Origin of the sequence: Faecalicatena sp. Marseille-Q4148 (assembly GCA_018228665.1) — a bacterium.
Classification (GTDB): Bacteria; Bacillota; Clostridia; order Lachnospirales; family Lachnospiraceae; genus UBA9414.
Genome location: CP073692.1, coordinates 1,943,974 through 1,965,176, shown reverse-complemented (window position 1 = coordinate 1,965,176; position 21,203 = coordinate 1,943,974). Strand labels below are relative to the sequence as shown.

Here is a 21,203-nt window from a genome sequence, read left to right as displayed (position 1 = left end):
GTGTTACTCCTTTGATGTTGTAGTGCCGATGCCCTGAGATAAGATGACAGGTTTGGCATGATCGACCAGCTCATCCGGTTTTGGAATATGTCCAATGACATTTTCTGCCAGCCAGTCCATTGTAATGATCTCCTCAGGAGAGAGAACAGCAGATTCATCCTTCTGCACAATTCCGGTCTGGGAGTATAGTACACCGCGGAATGGTGTGAATTCTCCCTTGCAGATTGTCTCTTTGAGAAGTTCAACAAGGCGGTTTGTGCCAAGTGGAAGATGCTGAGAGCAGATAATCTCAATTACATCCGAAGACATTCCCCACCAATAATTCACAGCCCCGGTAGCTGTTTTGCTTTCATCGTTTTTCCAGGAGCCGTTTAAAATGGTATCGATCATTTTCTCATAAAATTTTCCCCAATGCCATACCGGAATTGCCAGATTGGTAATGTGTTCCTCCTGCATTTTGAAGAGACCGAAATAGCGGGAAGCCTGACCCGGAATAATCATGTCCTGTCCGAGGATACAGGAGATTCCTTCTTCTTCAAACTCATCAATAGGATGCGAGTCTTTGAGGGTAGACCATTTCAAATGTACTTTAGCCCGTGGGTTAATCATCTTGGCTCCCAATGCAAAGGCATTAATATTTGCAACCATACCATAGATCGGGTAATCGGCGATATAGCCGAGGTCATTGGATTCTGAAACCGCACCGGCAATGGCGCCCATGAGGAATTTGGCCTCGTACATGCGGGCATAGTAGGTGCGGATGTACTGATGAGAGGCATTGAGCGAGCAGTTCAGGATCTTGACATTAGGATGATCGATGGCTGCTTTAATACTTGGAAGCAAAAGCGGAGGGGAAGTAGTGAAAATGATATCATTTCCCTGGGCGATCGCATCCTGAAGCAGTACGTCAATGTTGTCCGGAGTAGCATTATTGTAGGCGAACGTCTCAATCTGTTCTGCAAATGTATCATCCAGATGCATGCGGCCTAATTCATGGGAATAGGTCCAGGCAGAGGTTTCAGAAGATTTTTCATGGATAAATGCTACCCGCAATGTAGATTTTGTTCCCGGGAGAAGAAGTTTTAAAAGATTTGTTTTCTCCTCGGTCGGATTCATGCGAAGCTGAAGCGGCTGATTGCTGGCAAACGCTTCCAACTGTTCCTGACGATTCTTGATCAGACGCTTGAGAGAAGAAGTAGGCATATTGTATACCTCTTCATAGCCATAGAGTTCGATGAAAGATAAAAATGCATCGCCAATGGTCAATTCACCGAGGTCATCGGTATCGTAAAGCGCTGTAAAGCGGGACAAGATAGAGCTGAATTTCAAACGATCTTCAGTTGTCCAGCGTTCGTCCGGCATTTTTCCGACGAGACGCTGTAATTTTGCAAAACTTTTTTCTTTTGTAAACCAGATATAGTTAATTTCTGACAGTTCATAAAAATCAAGAAATTCAAAATAAATCTTGTTTTCTTTTTCTTCTGTTCGCTGCGGAATGAGACGGATTACTTGCCCTACAATGGAAACTGCACCGAAGTACTTCAAAACGCTGACACGCTTATTGCCTTCCTGGACATAGAATTTGTTCATATATTCGTAAGCCTTGATCGGGTCCCGAATCCCTTCCTGAATGTGGGATTCACAGAGGGAGATCCATTTAATAGCAAATTCAGATCTTTCTTCAAGTACCGGCATGAAATTTGCAGCAAATGCATTGCGGCGATCACTTGATTTCGTACCTACGATCCGGTCAGTAGGAATCTGTACGATACCGAGGGGAACTTCTGAGGCAATATCTCCGCGTTTGATGATATCGTCTAAAGATGGGAGGTAAGGATTCTCTCCCTTGAGTGTGCGGAGATTCATTTCCCGTTTGCCCATTTTGGCAGCCTTTTGGTAATCATTTAATGACATGCGATTCTCTCCTTTTTTATTGTGTAAATGCCGCCGGAAAAAGCAGGCATTCTGACTTCTTTCGCTTAAAATGTTTTCATAGAAATAGTTTCCTTCCATATTCATAATACTTGCAGAAGGAGCAAAGTGCAAGAGGAAAACTGACTGAATTATTTTAGGAAAACTGCACGGGTTCTGGCGTTTGGCATATAGTAAAATGAAGAAGCATATAAGGGGCCTGAAAGTATGGCTTATACGGTAATGATCGATGCCGGACATGGAGGTTGTAGATAACGCAAGTGATGAAAACAACGAAAATACAAGGAGAAAGGCAACTGTTGTACCTATTAAAATAGAATATTAGGTAATTGCGAAACTCACGAAGTTTGTTTGCAATCTTGAACAAGAAAAGGGATGAATTCATGCTCTGCACGAGTTCTGGAATAAAATGTGGGTAAGCGGACAGTTTAGGCGCACTTTAATAAGCCTTAGGCTTTATAGAGTTGGTAAGTCCTATGCTATGAGAGGTTTTAAACTTCGAATGTATTCGTGATGTTTGATTTTATCTGCAAGAACGACACTGATGAGTTGTGTAATACCTGCAAGAATTAAATCCACATACAAAGTCCTCTCATTCTGGGTTCGGCGTCCTGCAAGACAAAGATTATCCTTGATGTGATTGATGTTTCTTTCCACAACAGTCCTGATTTTGTAGGTATTATCCCATTCTTCGGTTCCGCGAATCGTTCCGGGATAAGCACGCAGATTCTTTTCAGGATAGATATAAACCATACGACCACCTCTTGATGTGGTACAGGGAGTTTTGCAACAGCATTGCCGATAGGATTTTCTGGTAGATTTATCGTAAGCCCACTTCATTTTGGGACAGACAAACTTGAATCTGGTAATACCGTTTCTTAGTTTAGAAGTGCATTCGTACTTCATAGAAAGCGAAGGGTCATGAGGACAGCAGGGGATACCATCTTCATTGATGGTATAGTCTGGATGTTCAAGTCCGGATCTTGCATTCAGTGGAATATAAGCTTTGGCGAAATGTTTGTCATTACCAAAAGTGTTACCAGTAAGAAGGCTCTTATAGAGCTGTGTGGTATCGAAAGCTGCATCTCCAAGGAAAGTTTTCGGATTAATCAGTGGATGTTTGGAAAAGAAGTCTTTGAGTGTCGGAATCAAAAGCTTTGAATCATGAACACTTTTATCCTCATCAGGGGAGTCGGATTTCTTTTCGATAATAATATCAGGATGTGCATACATAAAGTCTTTATTATAAAAAGAGATATGACGAATAATTCCCAGCCCATTGGTAACAATGCCAAATTTGAAAACATAGCAAAAATGGCCATTGATATAAAGTTGTTTGATTTCAGGGTTAGCAGAAGCATGGGAAGGCATGGAACCATAAGCAGCTTTGTAGGGGTCGTAAGATTTATCAAATCCCTGAGTTTTTGCATAAGCTTTAAGCTGTTTGATAATTCTGTTAGCATACTTTGGATTATTTTCTGTAACGAATGCTTCAATACCGGAAGAATCAAAGATAGTCATATCCGCTTTTGCAGAGTCAATTGCCTGACAGATAGGCTCAGTAACATCAACAAGTTTATCGAAAACAAGCTGCAGGTCACCTAAAAAGTCCTGTTTGAAGCGGGTTATTTTGGAAGCGTCTGGGACTTTGGTAAAACCACAAAATTCACGAAGAGGTTTTGAGTAAGTGAGAAAAGTCAAAAGAAGTTGATCCGTAGGGATGGAGAAAATACGTTGGATGATCAAAGCCCACAAAAAAGCTTGTAAAGGGTATTTACGGGTTCGTCCCGTTGATGCATAAAAATGATTTCTGAAAGAAATCGGAATAAACTCATCCAAATCGATATGAGTTTCCAATAGAGAAAGAAATGCAGGTTTGTCATTTTCAAATTTATCTTGGCAATCCGAAAAAATATCTGCCAAAGAAAGCTGTTTATATGGTATCATAGGTATTAGAATAACTCCTTTCTTGGATTGCGGATTTTAGTTTTTGGCAACTCTATTATACCATATCCAGTGAGGAGTTATTTGCTTTTGAGCAACAAAAAATGCCGTATTTATGCGGCTTGCGGCGTTTCGCAAACGCCTAAAAATAGAATATGTGTGAGAGGATAAGCCTTTCAATAATGTAGACGTTCAGAAATGAGCGTCTATTTTTATACCCAAAATGAAAGGAGCATTAGATTTATGAAAAAGATGTTAAAACGATTGTGTACGGGCTTTTTAGCTCTTGCAACTGTCGTTACTGCTTTACCGACTACACCCGTTCATGCAGAAAGCAAGCAATACTGGACGGAAAGTGCAGAGCGTGTCGGTATCATTGAAAAAGTAATGAATGACGGTTCTATCGGTTCGACATTCAATGAGGGCTATATGAAAGTCGAGGGCGAAACTGCCTATTGTATTGACATCAATACAGATTTTAAGAACGGCTACAAGACCAGAGCTGACGCAAGCTCACGCATGAGTGCCGACCAGATTTCAGATGTGGCGTTATCCTTAGAGTATGTCAAACAGTATGGCGAAGCTCACAAGGAACTGAACTACAAGCAAGTCTATCTGTTGGAACAATGTGTTGTCTGGCAGAGATTGAGCGTACATCTTGGCTGGCAATGTGATAACGTGCGAGCTTCTTATGATGAAATTCCAAAGGCAACGCAGGACGAAGTTTTTGCTGGTGCGAAAGCCTTTGTCAAAGAAAATAAAGGACGCTATGAATGTGGCGGTTATATCTACTCTGGCGAGGGGCAGGAATTGGGACAATTCTGGGCGAAACTGAATGTTGGAAATGCAAAACTGCAAAAGACTTCCAGTAATGCCAGCATTACAGACGGTAACGGGAATTACTCTGTCGCTGGTGCAACCTATGGTGTCTTTGCTGATAAGGACTGCACGAAACAGCTTGCCACCCTTACGACTGATGAAAACGGCAATACTGATATTGCAGAGGTAAAGGCTGGCACAGTTTATATCAAGGAATTATCCGCACCAGCAGGATATAAAGTAGATAAAACTGTATATTCCTTAAAGGTTGAAGCTGGAAAAACAGCGACTTTGAAAGTATCAGATGCACCGAAAGTAACGGACACTTTGATTGAGCTTTTCAAGATTGATATGGAAACACAGAAAGACAATCCGCAAGGGAACGCTTCTTTAGCAGGTGCGGAATTTACATGGAAGTATTATGCAGGCTTCTATACTAAAGACAATCTTCCTGCCGAAGCTACTCGTACATGGGTTACAAAGACAATCGCTGAAACTGACAGCGACGGGACACCTCATTACATCACAAAATTAGCGGACGCATACAAGGTATCTGGCGACAGCTTCTATATGCAGGACGGCAAAGCGGTTCTTCCACTTGGAACGCTAACCATTGAAGAAACAAAAGCTCCAAACGGCTACTTGTTAGACGGTGCATATATGCAGGCTGGCGATAAGACCGAACAGATTAAGGGCTTATATGTAACACAGATTACCGAGGACGGCGACCTTGCCGTATTATCTGGAAATAACCAGTTTTCCGTATCTGACAAAGTTATCCGTGGCGGTGTCAAAATTCAGAAACGAGATTTAGAAACGGGCGATACAAAGCCACAAGGAAGTGCAACCTTGAAAGATACTGCTTTTGACATCATTTCCTTAAATGATAATTCTGTTTTGGTTGAGGGCAAGTTATACAAGAAAAATGAAGTGGTAAAGACAATTCGTACAGATATTGAGGGTGTCGCTTCTACTTCTTCTGACCTCTTACCTTATGGAAAATTCCGTATCGTTGAGAGTGAAGCTCCCGACGGTTACTTAACTGACGGTGCAAAGCCGATTGATTTTGCAATCACAGAAAACGGAAAAATCGTGGACTTAACCGACGAAGCACATTCTATCTACAATCAGATTAAGCGTGGAGATATTGAGGGCGTAAAAATCGGAGCAGGCACACACAAGCGTCTTGCTGGTGTTCCCTTTAGGATCACAAGCAAGACGACGGGCGAAAATCATGTAGTGGTAACTGATGATAACGGGCAATTCTCCACTTCTTCTGACTGGGCTTCACATAAGCACAATACCAACGCAGGCAAGACCAGCGAGGACGGTGTATGGTTTGGAACTTCTGAACCAGACGACAGCAAGGGTGCGTTGCCTTATGATACCTACATCATTGAAGAAATGCGTTGTGATAGTAACAAAGGCTTTGAACTTATCCCACCTTTTGAAATCGTGGTATCAAGAAATAATCTTGTGGTCGATTTAGGGACTTTGACTGATGAATACGAAAAAGAAATCTCTATTCATACCACAGCGACCAGCAAAGACGGCGAAAAGACTATCCTTGCAGGAAAAGAGGTTACAATCGTTGATACGGTCAAATTAGACGGACTTACAAAAGGCACAAAGTATCAGCTCAAAGGCTGGCAGATGTTAAAGGAAGAAAATGCCGAGCTTATCATTGACGGGAAACGTGTAGAAAACGATTATACCTTTGTCGCTGATGATGAAGAAATGAAAGTGGAAATTTCCTATACATTCAATGCGTCTGCTTTAGGTGGCAAGAACCTTGTTACCTTTGAAGAATTGTATGATTTCAGCAATCCAGACGAACCTGTGAAAGTTGCGGAACATAAAGACATTGAGGACGACGGGCAGACGGTACTTATCACAGAGCGTATCATCAAGATACATACGACTGCTACGGATAAGGACGGCAACAAAGAGCTTGAAGCAGGAAAAGAGGTAACAATCATTGATACTGTAACCTTAGAGGGCTTAGAAGTCGGTACACAGTACAAACTTGTGGGCTGGCAGATGTTGAAAGAAGAAAATGCAGAGCTTCTTATCAATGGAAAACGTGTGGAAAGTGATTACACTTTTACTGCTGACAGCGAAACTATGAAAGTGGAAGTTGCCTTTACCTTTGATGCTACTTCTCTTGACGGCAAACAGCTTGTAACTTTTGAGGAATTATACGATTTAAGCAATCCAGACGAACCGAAGAAAGTTACCGAGCATAAGGATATTGAGGATAAGGGACAGACGATTACCTTTAAGGAAAAGCCAGAAGAACCAGAGAAACCCGAAACACCACCGACACCAGAAAAGCCTAACAGACCTAGCGACAGTCCCAAAACGGGCGACAGTACAAATGTAATGGCATTTGTCGTGATGTTGCTTGCGTCTGCTGGTGGAATGGCTGGAACATATCTTTACAAACGCCGTAAAATGAAGAAATCATAAGGCGGTAACGGTATGATGAAAGAAAAATCACGCTCTCCGCCGAAGCTGTCAAACGGCAGACTTTTGCTTATTCTGGCTTGTCTGCCAACAACCTGCAAGAACACAGATAGTCAAGGGTGCGTAAGCATTGATTTTACCCTTTACTATCTGGGGGATTGCTGGTACTTCCCAAACCGCCAGAATAAGAAATCACAATCAAAAAACTTATCAAAAATAGAAAGAAACGAGGTAAAACAATATGGAAATGAAATATGTCGTGCCAGATATGGCACAGTCTTTTGGAACTCTTGAATTTGCAGGCGAAAGCGAGCCAGTCTTTGAAAGAGATAAAAATAACCGTAGGGTCTTAGCCAGACGAAGCTATAACCTTTATTCTGACGTACAGAAAGGCGAAAATGTTGTCGTGGAAATTCCTGTGCAGGCTGGCGAAAAGCATTTCAAGTATGAACAGAAAGTAAAACTTGTCAATCCGAAGTTATACGGCAGAGGTTATGCAATCGGGGATATGGGACATACCGATTATGTGTTAGTTGCTGATGATATTGTAGCAGTTGAAGAAAAGTAAAGGAGTGAAGAATTTATGAGATTATCAAACGGTTTTGTTATTGACAAAGAGAAAACATTTGGAGAATTAAAATTTACAGCGGTGCGTGATGTGTTCTTGCAGAATGAGGACGGGACACCGAGTACCCAGCTTAAAAAGCGTATCTATGATTTGAAGTGCAGTCTGCATGGTGGAATTATCCCCGTGTCTGTACCGCCAGAAGTACCGTTAAGGGAATTTCCGTACAATGCAGTCGTGGAGCTTGTCAATCCAGTAGCTGATACGGTATCACGAAAAACCTATATGGGTGCAGATGTGGACTGGTATGTAAAGGCAGAGGATATTGTGTTGAAGAACAAAGGCAACCAAAACGCAGGCAGTCCACAGAACTCTACACCGCAAGGACAGTCGAAAAAATAAATCTAGGTCATAGATTTTATTCTGAAGTTACAGTATAATGAGCCAAAAGAGCCGTATTTAAGCTATGTAAAATAATTTTGACAAGGAAAAAAGGCTTTGTCGAAGATATTGGATAGACATTTGAGGGGTAATATATGACAATGACACCGAAAGGAGCAATCGGAATATGGAAATAGGTAAGAAACTTAAAAATGCACGAGTACAGTCTGGAATGACACAAGAAAATGTTGCAGAAAAAATCAATGTATCAAGGCAGACAATTTCAAACTGGGAAAATGAAAAATCTTACCCAGACATTATAAGTGTAATAGAGTTGAGCAATCTATATTCTATAAGTCTTGACGTATTGCTAAAGGGTGATGAAAAAATGATTGAACATTTAGAAGAAAGTACAAATGTTGTAAAAAGCAACAAAAAAATGATATGGGCGATTATTGTAAATATCATTGTCGTAGCATTGCTGATAACATTAAATATGTTTATACCCGATAACCGTTATTTCTTAGTTGGAATATTTTGTCTTATGGTTATCACTTCATCAGCATTACTTTACCAGATAATCAAAAAATTTTAAGGAGGATATTTTATTATGAGTTTGAACATAGTTTTAGCGGTAATTTGTGGAGCAGTAGCACTTGTAGGAACGTTTTGTGTTGTATTTCAGATTTATCACATGACTGTTATAGATGCAACAGCCAGAGGGTTAAAGCACCCTAAATTTTGGGGAGTATTTACGATGAGTGGGAATAATTCAAGTGGTTTGCTTATGTATTTAATTGGAAGAAGAAAATACCCTATTGTAAATATGAGTGAAAGCAACTCAAAAGAATTAGAAAAACGTAAAAAAACAGCAGGTGTTGGATTGTTATTTTTAGCTATTGGCGTAATTGGCATTATATGTGCAACCTTACTATAACTAAGAAATAACGATTTATGATTATATTTTTGCAACATTTACAAAGCAGTTAATCTTAGGATTGACTGCTTTTTTCATACCCAGAAAGGAGTGATTGATTTATGCAAAAGATTTGGAATAAAGGACACCGTATCAGAGCCAGCGACAAACACCTTGTCTACCACTTTTCCATAGGAACGCTTCTGTTTGTATTCGTGGCGGTTCTCCTGCTACTGAATATGAAACAGCTCATGCGTACCGATTGGGAAAATTTCAGCTTGTTAGAGAACGGCTTGACGCTCTCCCCTTACAACTTCATAACCATACTGATAGCGACTGGTGTTTGTGCATTAGTCGCTTTTCTGTATTACCGCTTCTGTTACGACAGTTTCAAGAAGCTCCTGCACCGTCAAAAGCTGGCACGAATGATACTGGAAAACAAGTGGTATGAAGCGGACACCGTACAAGACAGTGGTTTTTTTACTGACCTGCAAAGCAGATCAAGGGAAAAAATCGTCTGGTTTCCAAAGATTTATTATCAAATGGAAAAAGGACTGCTTCATATCCGTTGTGAAATCACGCTGGGGAAATATCAAGACCAGCTTTTACGGTTAGAGGATAAATTGGAAAGTGGCTTGTATTGTGAGCTGACCGACAAGACCCTGCATGACGGCTATATCGAATATACCCTGCTTTATGATATGATAGCGAACCGTATTACCATTGATGAAGTACGGGCAGAGAATGGCTGTCTTAGACTGATGAAAAATCTTGTCTGGGAATATGACGCACTCCCCCACGCTCTGATTGCTGGTGGGACTGGTGGCGGTAAAACCTATTTTCTGCTGACGCTCATTGAAGCCTTACTGCATACCAACGCTGTCCTTTACATCTTAGACCCGAAGAACGCTGACCTTGCGGACTTGGGAACAGTTATGGGAAATGTGTATCACACCAAAGAAGAAATGATAGACTGTGTCAATGCCTTTTATGAGGGCATGGTACAGCGAAGTGAGGAAATGAAGCAACACCCGAACTATAAGACGGGCGAAAACTATGCCTATCTGGGACTGCCACCCTGCTTTCTTATCTTTGATGAATATGTAGCATTTTTTGAAATGCTGGGGACGAAAGAAAGTGTGAGCTTACTTAGCCAGTTAAAGAAAATCGTTATGTTAGGGCGACAAGCAGGTTATTTCCTTATCGTAGCCTGCCAGCGTCCAGACGCAAAATATTTCTCGGACGGTATCAGAGATAACTTCAATTTCCGTGTGGGACTTGGGCGTATCAGCGAATTAGGTTACGGTATGCTGTTTGGTTCAGATGTAAAAAAGCAGTTTTTCCAGAAGCGTATCAAGGGGCGTGGCTATTGTGATGTGGGAACAAGCGTGATAAGCGAATTTTACACGCCTTTAGTCCCAAAAGGACATGATTTTCTACAAGAAATCGGCAGACTGGAAGAAAAAAGGACTGCAAGCAATGAAAGCTGACAATCCTACTTCAATTTCAATATGTCGTTTGGGGAACATTCCAGAAAATCACAGAGCTTTGCAAGGATTGTGAGGTCAATTCTGGAAACTTTGTTCTTGCAATAGTTATTAAGCTGTGTCCGCTGTAATTTACATGCTTCACAGACTTTGTTTTTACTGATATTCTTCTCTTTCAAAAGATTTTCTAAATCAATATATACCTGCATACGCTGTACCTCGTCTTTTCTTTGAATTATAAGATACAACTGTATTGATAAATAAGATGTATTACCGTAGACTGTATTATAATACACCCTATAAGAAAGGACAGTAACAGTATGTGCAAAAAGAGAAAAATAATAACAATCACGGTACTTTTTGTGCTGGCATTGGCGGTTTCCTATCTGCAATGGGGACGTGAGATTGATGTAGCAGGAAGTATGAGAACTTCATCAGAAAACTTCCATGAAGAACACGTTACCTTTACGCTCAACCGTCTTATCATAACAGACAAAGAAAAGTGTGCAGAGGAAATCATCAAAAAATGCAGGGAGAATGATTTTACTTCTATCCTGTTCAGCTATGATGTGGCAAAGCCAAACGCTTTATATGGTACGGTGTACCGTTCCCGTTTTTCCATGAAAGGACAAAAGCCTTTGTTTCACTTCCGATATACGCAGACAGCGGACACGCTCGGTTCATACAACATTGTTGATGATCCAGAAGCGTTCACGCTGGTAATCGAATAACGCAAGGCAGGACGGGACGGCGACGTGCGAAGCGAAAGGCGACGGCACGGACTAGCCGTTGCTGGTGTGGCGTAAGCCACGCCAGCAGGTAAAACCCCTCGGTATCTAACAGAGGGGTACGTTTGCAAATAGACAATAGACAAAAACATAGGAAACATAAGGCTTCTGGCATGATTTCCTAGCAAAATTCAGTTGTGAAGTCGTCTAAAAAAACTTCACACTTTACAGATTGGGGGTATGGTTCTGAATGAAGAACAATGGATAAAAGAATTACGGGAGAAACGGATTGCTTACGGTATCTCACAAGGCAGGCTGGCGGTGGCTTCTGGTATCACAAGGGAATATCTCAATAAGATAGAAAGCGGAAAAATGAAGCCGTCAAAGGAACTTCTGGAAACTCTGCATAAGGAACTGGCAAGGTTCAATCCAGAAGCACCGCTTACCATGCTGTTTGACTATGTGAAAATTCGTTTTCCCACGCTGGATATACAGCACATCATCAAAGACATATTAAAACTGAATATCAACTATATGCTCCATGAAGATTACGGACATTACAGTTATACGGAGCATTATTCTTTAGGGGACATCTTTATCTATACGTCGGCTGACGAAGAAAAAGGTGTCCTTTTAGAGTTAAAGGGGCGTGGTTGCCGACAGTTTGAAAGTTACCTGCTGGCACAACAAAGAAGCTGGTATGACTTTCTCATGGACGCACTTATAGACGGGGGCGTGATGAAGCGTATCGACCTTGCTATCAACGACCATACGGGTATTTTGGATATTCCAGAGCTTGCGGAAAAATGCAGGAAACGGGAATATATTGGAAAGTCCAGAAGCTACAAGTTTTATCAGTCGGGCGAGCTTATCAAGCACAGAGAGGACGACAGAGAATATATGGGACGTACCCTTTATCTTGGTTCGCTGAAATCAGATGTGTATTTCTGTATCTACGAAAAGGACTATGAGCAGTACGTCAAGTTAGGGACACCTCTGGAAGAAGCCGACATTATCAACCGTTTTGAGATACGGCTTCGCAATGAACGTGCTTATTATGCAGTACGAGATTTGCTAACCTATTATGACGCAGAGCAGACCGCCTTTTCTATCATCAACCAGTATGTGCGGTTTGTTGATGAAGAACCAGACAAGCGAAAAAATGACTGGAAACTCAATGACCGCTGGGCGTGGTTTATCGGCGATAACAGACAGAGCTTGAAGCTGACGACAAAGCCAGAACCTTATACCTTAGACCGTACATTGCGTTGGGTACAAAGGCAGGTAGCACCGACCTTGAAAATGCTGAAAAAGATTGATAAAGGAAACGGTACAGACTACATGGAAACTATCGAACAGCAGGCAAAGCTCACAGAAAAGCATGAAATGATAATCAAACAGCAGACGACCCCTGCAAAAGATTTGATAGAAAGTTAGGAGTGATAAAAAATGTGGGAATTAGTAAAAGACTTCCTGCTGGTATCTATGGGAATGGGTATCGGCGTAGTCTTGATGTGTATTTTGAATGTCGGCAAAGAAGCTGACTGTGAAATGAAACAATTAAAAGAAAGTGAGGACAATTAAATGAATTTCGGACAAAATTTATATCAATGGTTTTTATCAAACGCACAGAGCTTAGTGCTTATGGCGATCGTGGTTATCGGTATCTACTTAGGTTTCAAGCGTGAGTTTTCCAAACTTATCGGCTTCTTGGTAGTTGCCTTAATTGCTGTCGGCTTGGTATTCAATGCTGGTGGTGTGAAAGATGTACTGTTAGAGCTGTTCAATAAGATTATCGGTGCGTAAAATTTTATTGTGGTGCTGATATGAGAATGGTATAATGTGGATATATAAAATTCTGATTTATGGGGGCGTTATTTTGAAGAAAGCAATGATATATGTTCATGGTAAAGGTGGAAGTTATCTTGAAACTGAACAGTTCAAAAATATTTGTTTAGATTTTGATGTTTTTGGAGTAGATTATAATGACTATTTCCCGTGGATTGTAAAAAATAAAATTATGGAAGTCTACGATAAAATATCTGAAAAATATGACTACATATATGTACTTGCTAATAGTATCGGAGCTTATTTTACAATGCACACATTACAGAATTTCAAGATTGAAAAAGCATTATTCATATCGCCTATACTTGATATGGAACAACTTATAGTAGATATGATGAGCTGGGCGAATGTGTCTGAAAAGGAACTTTCTGAAAGAAAAGAAATACCAACTGATTTTGGAGAAACATTATCGTGGGAATATCTATGTTTTGTTCGGGCAAACCCGATAAATTGGAAAACGCCTACTGAAATTTTGTATGCTGAACATGATAATCTTACATCACGTCAAACGGTAAATAAATTTATTGATAGACATTGTGCAAATCTTACCGTTATGAATGACGGAGAACATTGGTTTCATACTGACGAACAGATTTTATTTAGAGATAATTGGCTAAGAAAAGTTATACAATAGAATTTAGATTTTATATCCACACACAAAGCAGTTAGTCTTAGGATTGACTGCTTTTTTCTTACCTAAATTTCAGATTGGAGTGATGAAATGAGCGATATTTTTAAGGATATGCAGGCAAAAGTCGGCTGTGAATACATTTCCGACCTGCCCTCTTACAAGCGTAAGGTGTGGCATGAAATGAAACGACTGAACCCTGCCGATTATGAAGAAAGACAGTTAGAAGATTTTTCTAAATATGTGTTTGGTATGTCGTACCAGACCATACAAGATGTGATGAAACAACAGAAAGGGCGTGAGGAACAATGCAGGAAACAAGGGTGCTGGTGGAAACGAAAGGAACAACTGGCGAAGAAACAATATCATACTGGTTTGACCTGCCGATAGATGTTGCAGAGTTTGAAGAAAAGTTAGGTATCGGTGCAGAAAGTGGGGATTACCGTATTATCGAAAAGGTACTGCCCTTTGCTGATGAAGTCCACGAACATACAAGCATGTACCAGCTCAACGAATTAGATTTTATGTATCGCCAGCTTTCAAGCGATATGCAGGAAGAATACGTATCACTACTTACGGTGTTTGAGAATTTAGAAGCACTTTATATTTGCAGGAACGTGATTACGGTTTATCCCGACTGCAAAAGCATGATAGATGTTGCAAGGCAAAAGCTGATGAATGACCCGACGTTCAAACATTTATCCGAGGACTGTCAAGCCTACTATTTTGACTTTGAAGCCTATGCTTCTCACTTGCAGGAACACGGGAAATTTTTAGTAACAGAACACGGTATCTTTGAATTGCCAGAGTAGGAAATGAGGTGGTGCTTATGATTGATGATATGGCGGTTTATATTGCTAATCTTGGCAAATACAACGAGGGCTATTTAGTCGGTGCTTGGTTCACATTTCCTATTGACGAGGAAGATGTAAAAGAAAAAATCGGCTTGAATGAACAGTACGAGGAATACGCAATCCATGATACCGACAACTTCCCGATTGCGATTGGCGAGTATGTTTCCATTGAAGAACTCAATGAGATGTATGAAATGATAGAGGAACTTCCCGACTATATCGTAGAATGTCTGGACGAATTTATCAGCCACTATGGGACGCTGGAAGAAGTCGTGGAACACAAGGACGATATTTATTATTATCCCGACTGTGAAACCATGACAGACGTTGCCTACTACTACATAGACGAATTGCAGGCACTTGGCGACATTCCACCCAGCTTACAGAACTACATTGACTATGAAGCCTACGGGCGAGATTTGGATATGGGCGGTTACTTTATTGAAACAAGCCGAGGTATGTGCGAGATACCATATTAACGCTGGAAGATCAGCGACAAGCATTGTTGCTACTGACAGCGTATTTCTCTTTTAAGGGACAGTCTGAAACATGGCTGTCCTTTTCTATTTTGAAAGGAGCTGAAAGAACTTGAAAAAGATTAAATCTTATACGGGTATCTGGAACGTGGAAAAAGTCTTGTATGCAATCAATGACTTTAACTTACCCTTTCCCGTTACTTTTACACAGATTACATGGTTTGTGATTACGGAATTTATCATCATTCTGTTTGGGGATATTCCCCCACTTTCCATGATTGAGGGAGCATTTCTCAAATACTTCGGTATTCCCGTTGCTCTCACTTGGTTCATGTCGCAGAAAACCTTTGACGGAAAGAAGCCGTACAGCTTTTTGAAATCACAGATAACCTATGCCCTGCGACCGAAAATCACTTATGCAGGAAAAGCCGTAAAACTGCATAAGCAGACCTTGAATGAAACAATCACGGCAGTAAGGAGTGTGAACTATGTTCCCGATAAAATATATTGACAATAACCTTGTCTGGAACAAGGACAATGAGGTGTTCGCTTACTATGAGCTGATACCGTACAACTATTCTTTTCTATCCGCAGAGCAGAAATTTATCGTGCATGACAGCTTTCGCCAGCTTATCGCACAGTCCCGTGAGGGTAAAATTCATGCGTTGCAGATTGCCACAGAAAGCTCAATCCGCAGTATGCAGGAGCAGTCAAAGAAACTGGTAACGGGAAAATTAAAGGAAGTTGCCTATCAGAAAATAGACGAACAGACCGAAGCGTTAGTATCTATGATTGGGGACAATCAAGTGGACTACCGCTTTTTTCTTGGCTTTAAGCTCATGGTTACGGAAGAACAGCTCAATCTGAAGAACATCAAAAAATCGGCGTGGCTGACGTTCACGGAATTTCTCCATGAAGTGAACCACACGCTGATGAATGACTTTGTTTCCATGCCGAATGATGAAATCAACCGTTACATGAAAATGGAAAAGTTACTGGAAAATAAAATCTCCCGTCGCTTTAAGGTGCGTCGCTTGGAAATCAATGATTTTGGGTATCTCATGGAACATCTTTACGGCAGGGACGGTATTGCTTATGAAGATTATGAGTACCAGCTACCAAAGAAGAAATTGCAGAAAGAAACGCTGATAAAATACTACGACCTTATCCGTCCGACAAGGTGTGTGATTGAGGAAAACCAGCGGTATTTACGCTTGGAGCATGAGGACAAGGAAAGTTATGTGTCCTATTTTACCGTCAATGCGATTGTCGGCGAGCTGGATTTTCCGTCGTCTGAAATCTTCTATTTCCAGCAACAGCAATTCACATTCCCCGTTGATACTTCTATGAATGTAGAAATCGTGGAAAATCGAAAAGCATTAACGACCGTCCGCAACAAGAAAAAGGAATTGAAAGACCTTGACAATCACGCCTATCAAGCTGGAAGTGAAACCAGCTCAAATGTGGTGGACGCTTTAGACAGCGTGGACGAGCTGGAAACAGACTTAGACCAGAGCAAAGAAAGTATGTATAAGTTAAGCTACGTGATACGGGTGTCTGCACCCGATCTTGACGAGCTGAAACGCCGTTGTGATGAAGTCAAGGACTTTTACGACGACCTCAATGTAAAGCTGGTGCGTCCTGCTGGGGATATGCTGGGGCTTCATTCTGAATTTCTTCCAGCCAGCAAGCGATATGTCAATGACTACGTGCAGTATGTAAAATCAGATTTTTTAGCTGGGCTTGGCTTTGGAGCGACACAGCAGTTAGGAGAAAGCACGGGTATCTATATGGGCTATTCCGTTGATACGGGAAGAAATGTGTACCTGCAACCGTCCCTTGCCAGTCAAGGTATAAAAGGTACAATTACCAACGCTTTAGCTTCTGCTTTTGTCGGTTCGCTTGGCGGTGGTAAATCGTTCTGCAACAATCTTCTTGTGTACTACTCTGTTCTCTTTGGGGGACAAGCGGTTATCTTAGACCCTAAAAGTGAGCGTGGCAACTGGAAAGAAACGCTTCCAGAGATAGCCCATGAAATCAATATCGTAAACCTTACCAGCGACAAGGACAATTCAGGACTTCTTGACCCATTCGTGATTATGAAAGACAAAGAGGACGGAGCGACGCTGGCAAAAGAAATTTTAACATTCTTAACGGGTATCTCTACCCGTGACGGAGATAAATTTCCTGTGCTTATTAGTGCAATCAGCAATGTATCTGAAAGCGAACACCGAGGGCTGTTAAATGTTATCACAGAATTACGGAAAGAAAATACGCCGATTGCGAACCATATTGCAAATCATATTGCCAGTTTTACGAACTATGATTTTGCACATTTATTGTTTTCAGACGGGACAGTAAAAAATACAATCAGCCTAGATAATCAGCTCAATATCATTCAAGTAGCGGACTTAGTATTGCCAGATAAAGACACCACTTTTAATGAATACACAACCATTGAATTATTATCGGTGTCTATGCTGATTGTGATTAGTACCTTTGCACTCGACTTCATTCACAGCGACAGAAGCATTTTTAAGATTGTAGACCTTGATGAAGCGTGGGCGTTCTTAAATGTGGCACAAGGCGAAACCTTATCAAATAAGCTGGTGCGTGCTGGGCGAGCTATGCAGGCAGGCGTTTATTTCGTTACACAATCCTCTGGCGACGTGTCAAAGGAAAGTCTGAAAAACAACATCGGCTTAAAATTCGCTTTCCGTTCTACTGACATCAACGAGATAAAACAGACCTTAGAATTTTTCGGTATCGACAAGGACGACGAGAACAACCAGAAACGCTTGCGTGATTTGGAGAACGGACAATGCTTATTGCAGGACTTATACGGACGTGTCGGTGTGGTGCAGATACACCCCGTCTTTGAAGAACTGCTACACGCCTTTGATACCAGACCGCCCGTACAGAGAAATGAGGTGGAGTGATGAAAGAAAGGATAAAAGGTGCGTTCACAAAAAAGAAGATTTTCCACTTTCTCAAAATGGCTCTGTTCGTGGTGGCACTCTCCCTTATCCTGCTTTCACTTCTGGGGACGGTGGCTCATGCGACGGGGCTTGTGGACGATACCATAAACGCAGAAAATCTATATTCAAAATATCCCCTTTCCAACTACCAGCTTGATTTTTATGTGGATAATAGCTGGTCGTGGCTTCCGTGGAACTGGCTGGACGGGATTGGAAAATCGGTGCAGTACGGGCTTTACTGCATTACCAACTTTGTCTGGACTATCAGTTTATATTTAAGCAATGCCACGGGGTATGTGGTGCAGGAAGCCTATAAGCTGGACTTCATCAACGATATGGCAGACAGTATCGGAAAGAGCATACAGACCCTTGCAGGCGTAACACAGAACGGTTTTTCCAGCTCTGGCTTCTATGTTGGTTTCCTGCTTCTCATTATCTTGGTGGTGGGACTTTATGTTGCCTATACGGGACTGATAAAACGGGAAACCAGCAAGGCACTTCACGCCGTTATCAACTTTGTAGTGGTGTTCGTACTGTCCGCTTCGTTTATCGCCTATGCTCCCGATTACATCAAGAAGATAAATGAATTTTCATCAGACATCAGTACCGCTTCACTTGATTTGGGAACAAAAATCATGCTCCCCAACTCTGATAGCGAGGGCAAGGACAGCGTAGACTTGATACGGGACAGCTTATTTTCTATTCAAGTGGAACAGCCGTGGCTACTTCTGCAATTTGGCAACAGCAACGCAGAGGAAATTGGGACAGACCGTGTGGACGCATTGGTATCTGCAAGCCCAGAGGACGAGGACGGGAAAACCAGAGAAGAAGTCGTGAAAACAGAAATCGAGGATAACGACAACAACAATCTGACGATACCGCAGGTCGTGAACCGTTTAGGCATGGTGTTCTTCCTCTTGTTCTTCAACTTAGGTATCACGATATTTGTATTCTTGCTTACGGGCATGATGTTGTTTAGCCAAATACTTTTTATTATCTTTGCAATGTTTTTACCTATCAGCTTTTTACTCTCCATGATACCGAGCTATGAAAGCATGGCAAAGCAGGCAATCGTAAGGGTATTTAATACCATAATGACACGGGCAGGAATAACGCTCATTGTAACGGTGGCGTTCAGCATTTCCAGTATGTTTTATAACATTTCCACGGACTATCCGTTTTTCATGGTGGCGTTCTTACAGATAGTATGTTTCGCAGGTATCTATATGAAGCTGGGCGATTTAATGAGTATGTTCTCTTTGAACGCTAATGACAGTCAAAGCATGGGACGAAGAATTTTCCGCAGACCGTATCTATTTATGCGACATAGGGCTAGGCGTATGGAACACCGTATTGCAAGGGCGGTAAGTGCTGGCGGTATTTCGGGCGGTGTGGCTGGTGCGGTGGCTGGAAGTGCCGTTGCTAATAAACGAGCGGAAAGAAAAAATACAGCTTCAAAAGAAAATCGAGGCAATACCACTTCCAGCATGGGACAACGTGCAGGTTCAAAGGTGGGTGCTGTCTTAGATACGAAAAATAAAGTGAAAGACAAGGCAAACGCTGTCAAAGAGAATATCAAGGATATGCCGACACAGACCGCTTATGCGGTGTATTCCGCAAAGGAAAAGGCAAAGTCCAGCGTGTCCGACTTTAAGCGTGGCATGGTGCAGGAACAGCAGTCCAGACAAACGGGACGCTTGGAAAGGCAAGAACAGCATAGGCAGAATATCGCTGACAAGCGTATGGAGCTTCAAAAGGCACAAGAAGCAAGGCAGGTACAGCGAAAGGCTGACGGATCAGCGACAACGGGAGCTACCCGTCCCCATGAGCGACCAGCCACAGCTTCAACCATTTCAAAGCCGAGTGCGGAAAAAATGCAGGAAGTCAAACGTCCTGCCACAGCGACCACTTCAAAAGCAAGTGAGCCAGTCAAGACGAATGTTGTAAAAGAGCGTCCGTTATCTTCTGGTGCTTCTGATAGAAAAGCAACCCAGCCTACACAGATAGTACATAGGCAGAATGTAGAAAAAGTGGTATCGCAGGAAACACGCCAGAATTACACAAAAGACCGCAGGACAAAGGTTCAGCAGACCCAGAGCGTCCAGAAGAACCAGCAGACCACAGAGAAAAGCCGTAACCTTGTAACGAAGAAAGGACAGAAGAAAAAATGAAACTGAAACATATCGCTATCATTGGCAGTCTGTTTCCTATCCTCTTTTCTCTGGTGCTTTTCTTTGGAGTGTTGATTAGTGCGGACAGCGACGACGAGAACAGCAACTTTTCTTCTGGTATTACGGGTATGAACTTATCCGCAGAAGTCTTGAAACATCAGCCTATGGTAGAAAAATACGCCAGAGAATACGGCATTTCCGAGTATGTCAATGTGCTACTTGCTATCATTCAAGTAGAAAGTGGCGGTACGGCAGAAGATGTTATGCAGAGTTCGGAAAGTCTTGGTTTACCGCCTAACTCTTTAGATACGGAAAGTTCAATCAAGCAGGGGTGTAAGTATTTTGCGTCCCTGCTTTCTTCCTGCAAAAATCAAGGTATCGACGATTTGAATATAGCGATACAGTCCTATAACTATGGCGGTGGCTATGTAGGATATGTGGCAGGAAAAGGAAAGAAACACACCTTTAACCTTGCAGAGAGCTTCGCTCGTGAGAAGTCGGGTGGAAAGAAAGTAACCTACACCAACCCGATAGCCGTTGCGAAGAACGGGGGCTGGCGGTATGGCTATGGAAATATGTTCTACGTCGAATTAGTCAATCAATATCTGACCGTGGCACACTTTGATAATGCGACGGCACAAGCGATTATGAATGAAGCGTTGAAATATCAAGGCTGGAAATATGTGTATGGTGGCAGTAACCCGAACACTTCCTTTGATTGTAGCGGACTTGTGCAATGGTGTTATGGAAAAGCTGGTATCTCTTTACCGAGAACGGCACAAGCACAGTATGACGCTACCCAACATCTTCCACTCTCGCAGGCAAAGGCTGGGGACTTGGTGTTTTTCCATTCTACCTATAACGCTGGTTCGTATGTAACCCACGTCGGAATTTATGTAGGAAATAACCAGATGTACCATGCAGGCGACCCGATAGGATATGCAGACCTAAGTAGTAGTTACTGGCAACAGCACTTAATCGGTGCAGGACGAGTAAAACAATAGAAAGGA

21 protein-coding genes are annotated in these 21,203 nt (G+C 41.9%); 18 read left to right on the top strand and 3 right to left on the bottom strand.

The window, feature by feature from the left end; all coding sequences use genetic code 11:
* Positions 1 to 3 precede the first annotated feature (3 nt).
* Both KFE17_09430 and KFE17_09425 read right to left on the bottom strand, forming a co-directional pair.
* Positions 4 to 1,914, bottom strand: a complete 1,911-nt coding sequence (locus tag KFE17_09430) for a BMP family ABC transporter substrate-binding protein (GenBank protein ID QUO31107.1) — start codon at positions 1,912 to 1,914, stop codon at positions 4 to 6.
* A 492-nt stretch (positions 1,915 to 2,406) separates the two neighbouring features.
* Positions 2,407 to 3,879, bottom strand: coding sequence for a transposase (locus tag KFE17_09425; protein ID QUO31106.1), 1,473 nt, complete (start codon positions 3,877 to 3,879; stop codon positions 2,407 to 2,409).
* Positions 3,880 to 4,119: 240 nt separating this feature from the next.
* Between KFE17_09425 and KFE17_09420 the strand changes: the two genes are divergently transcribed.
* From KFE17_09420 to KFE17_09395, 6 genes are all read left to right on the top strand, one after another.
* Positions 4,120 to 7,164, top strand: coding sequence for an SrtB-anchored collagen-binding adhesin (locus tag KFE17_09420; protein QUO31105.1), 3,045 nt, complete (start codon positions 4,120 to 4,122; stop codon positions 7,162 to 7,164).
* A gap of 238 nt (positions 7,165 to 7,402) precedes the next feature.
* The gene (locus KFE17_09415; protein ID QUO31104.1) at positions 7,403 to 7,729 is read left to right on the top strand and encodes a YdcP family protein; all 327 of its coding nucleotides are present in this window, start codon (positions 7,403 to 7,405) and stop codon (positions 7,727 to 7,729) included.
* A 15-nt stretch (positions 7,730 to 7,744) separates the two neighbouring features.
* Complete coding sequence (locus KFE17_09410; protein QUO31103.1) at positions 7,745 to 8,128, top strand: YdcP family protein; 384 nt, start codon at positions 7,745 to 7,747, stop codon at positions 8,126 to 8,128.
* Between the two features lie 166 nt (positions 8,129 to 8,294).
* Entirely contained in the window at positions 8,295 to 8,702 is a 408-nt protein-coding gene (locus KFE17_09405; GenBank protein QUO31102.1) for a helix-turn-helix domain-containing protein, read from the top strand.
* Between the two features lie 15 nt (positions 8,703 to 8,717).
* On the top strand, positions 8,718 to 9,044 hold the full coding sequence (locus KFE17_09400) for a hypothetical protein (GenBank protein QUO31101.1): 327 nt from the start codon (positions 8,718 to 8,720) through the stop codon (positions 9,042 to 9,044).
* A gap of 101 nt (positions 9,045 to 9,145) precedes the next feature.
* Positions 9,146 to 10,513 carry an ATP-binding protein gene (locus tag KFE17_09395; GenBank protein QUO31100.1) on the top strand — a complete coding sequence of 456 codons (1,368 nt, stop codon included), beginning with the start codon at positions 9,146 to 9,148 and terminating at the stop codon, positions 10,511 to 10,513.
* A 5-nt stretch (positions 10,514 to 10,518) separates the two neighbouring features.
* Here KFE17_09395 and KFE17_09390 read toward each other — a convergent pair whose 3' ends face one another.
* On the bottom strand, positions 10,519 to 10,719 hold the full coding sequence (locus tag KFE17_09390) for a helix-turn-helix transcriptional regulator (protein ID QUO31099.1): 201 nt from the start codon (positions 10,717 to 10,719) through the stop codon (positions 10,519 to 10,521).
* A gap of 111 nt (positions 10,720 to 10,830) precedes the next feature.
* Here KFE17_09390 and KFE17_09385 point away from each other — a divergent pair, with 111 nt between their 5' ends.
* From KFE17_09385 to KFE17_09330, 12 genes are all read left to right on the top strand, one after another.
* The gene (locus tag KFE17_09385; GenBank protein QUO31098.1) at positions 10,831 to 11,241 is read left to right on the top strand and encodes a hypothetical protein; all 411 of its coding nucleotides are present in this window, start codon (positions 10,831 to 10,833) and stop codon (positions 11,239 to 11,241) included.
* A gap of 237 nt (positions 11,242 to 11,478) precedes the next feature.
* The gene (locus tag KFE17_09380; GenBank protein QUO31097.1) at positions 11,479 to 12,675 is read left to right on the top strand and encodes an XRE family transcriptional regulator; all 1,197 of its coding nucleotides are present in this window, start codon (positions 11,479 to 11,481) and stop codon (positions 12,673 to 12,675) included.
* 12 nt (positions 12,676 to 12,687) lie between these two features.
* Positions 12,688 to 12,822, top strand: a complete 135-nt coding sequence (locus tag KFE17_09375; protein QUO31096.1) for a DUF3789 domain-containing protein — start codon at positions 12,688 to 12,690, stop codon at positions 12,820 to 12,822.
* Positions 12,823 to 13,044: a hypothetical protein gene (locus KFE17_09370; GenBank protein QUO31095.1), complete on the top strand. Its 222-nt coding sequence runs from the start codon at positions 12,823 to 12,825 to the stop codon at positions 13,042 to 13,044.
* Positions 13,045 to 13,078: 34 nt separating this feature from the next.
* Entirely contained in the window at positions 13,079 to 13,720 is a 642-nt protein-coding gene (locus KFE17_09365) for an alpha/beta hydrolase (GenBank protein ID QUO31094.1), read from the top strand.
* An 87-nt stretch (positions 13,721 to 13,807) separates the two neighbouring features.
* Positions 13,808 to 14,104 carry a conjugal transfer protein gene (locus tag KFE17_09360; protein QUO31093.1) on the top strand — a complete coding sequence of 99 codons (297 nt, stop codon included), beginning with the start codon at positions 13,808 to 13,810 and terminating at the stop codon, positions 14,102 to 14,104.
* A complete protein-coding gene (locus tag KFE17_09355; GenBank protein ID QUO31092.1) occupies positions 14,023 to 14,526 on the top strand; it encodes an antirestriction protein ArdA in 504 nt (167 codons plus the stop codon). The genes KFE17_09360 and KFE17_09355 overlap by 82 nt, the downstream gene beginning before the upstream one ends.
* 17 nt (positions 14,527 to 14,543) lie before the next feature.
* Entirely contained in the window at positions 14,544 to 15,047 is a 504-nt protein-coding gene (locus KFE17_09350) for an antirestriction protein ArdA (GenBank protein QUO31091.1), read from the top strand.
* A 109-nt stretch (positions 15,048 to 15,156) separates the two neighbouring features.
* Positions 15,157 to 15,555, top strand: a complete 399-nt coding sequence (locus tag KFE17_09345; GenBank protein QUO31090.1) for a conjugal transfer protein — start codon at positions 15,157 to 15,159, stop codon at positions 15,553 to 15,555.
* Positions 15,533 to 17,983 (top strand): ATP-binding protein, encoded by a 2,451-nt coding sequence (locus KFE17_09340; GenBank protein ID QUO31089.1) that lies wholly within the window; start codon positions 15,533 to 15,535, stop codon positions 17,981 to 17,983. Before KFE17_09345 ends, KFE17_09340 begins: the two co-directional genes overlap by 23 nt.
* Entirely contained in the window at positions 17,983 to 20,193 is a 2,211-nt protein-coding gene (locus tag KFE17_09335; GenBank protein ID QUO31088.1) for a type IV secretion system protein, read from the top strand. The genes KFE17_09340 and KFE17_09335 overlap by 1 nt, the downstream gene beginning before the upstream one ends.
* Positions 20,190 to 21,197 carry a bifunctional lysozyme/C40 family peptidase gene (locus KFE17_09330; GenBank protein ID QUO31087.1) on the top strand — a complete coding sequence of 336 codons (1,008 nt, stop codon included), beginning with the start codon at positions 20,190 to 20,192 and terminating at the stop codon, positions 21,195 to 21,197. The genes KFE17_09335 and KFE17_09330 overlap by 4 nt, the downstream gene beginning before the upstream one ends.
* Positions 21,198 to 21,203: the final 6 nt, after the last annotated feature.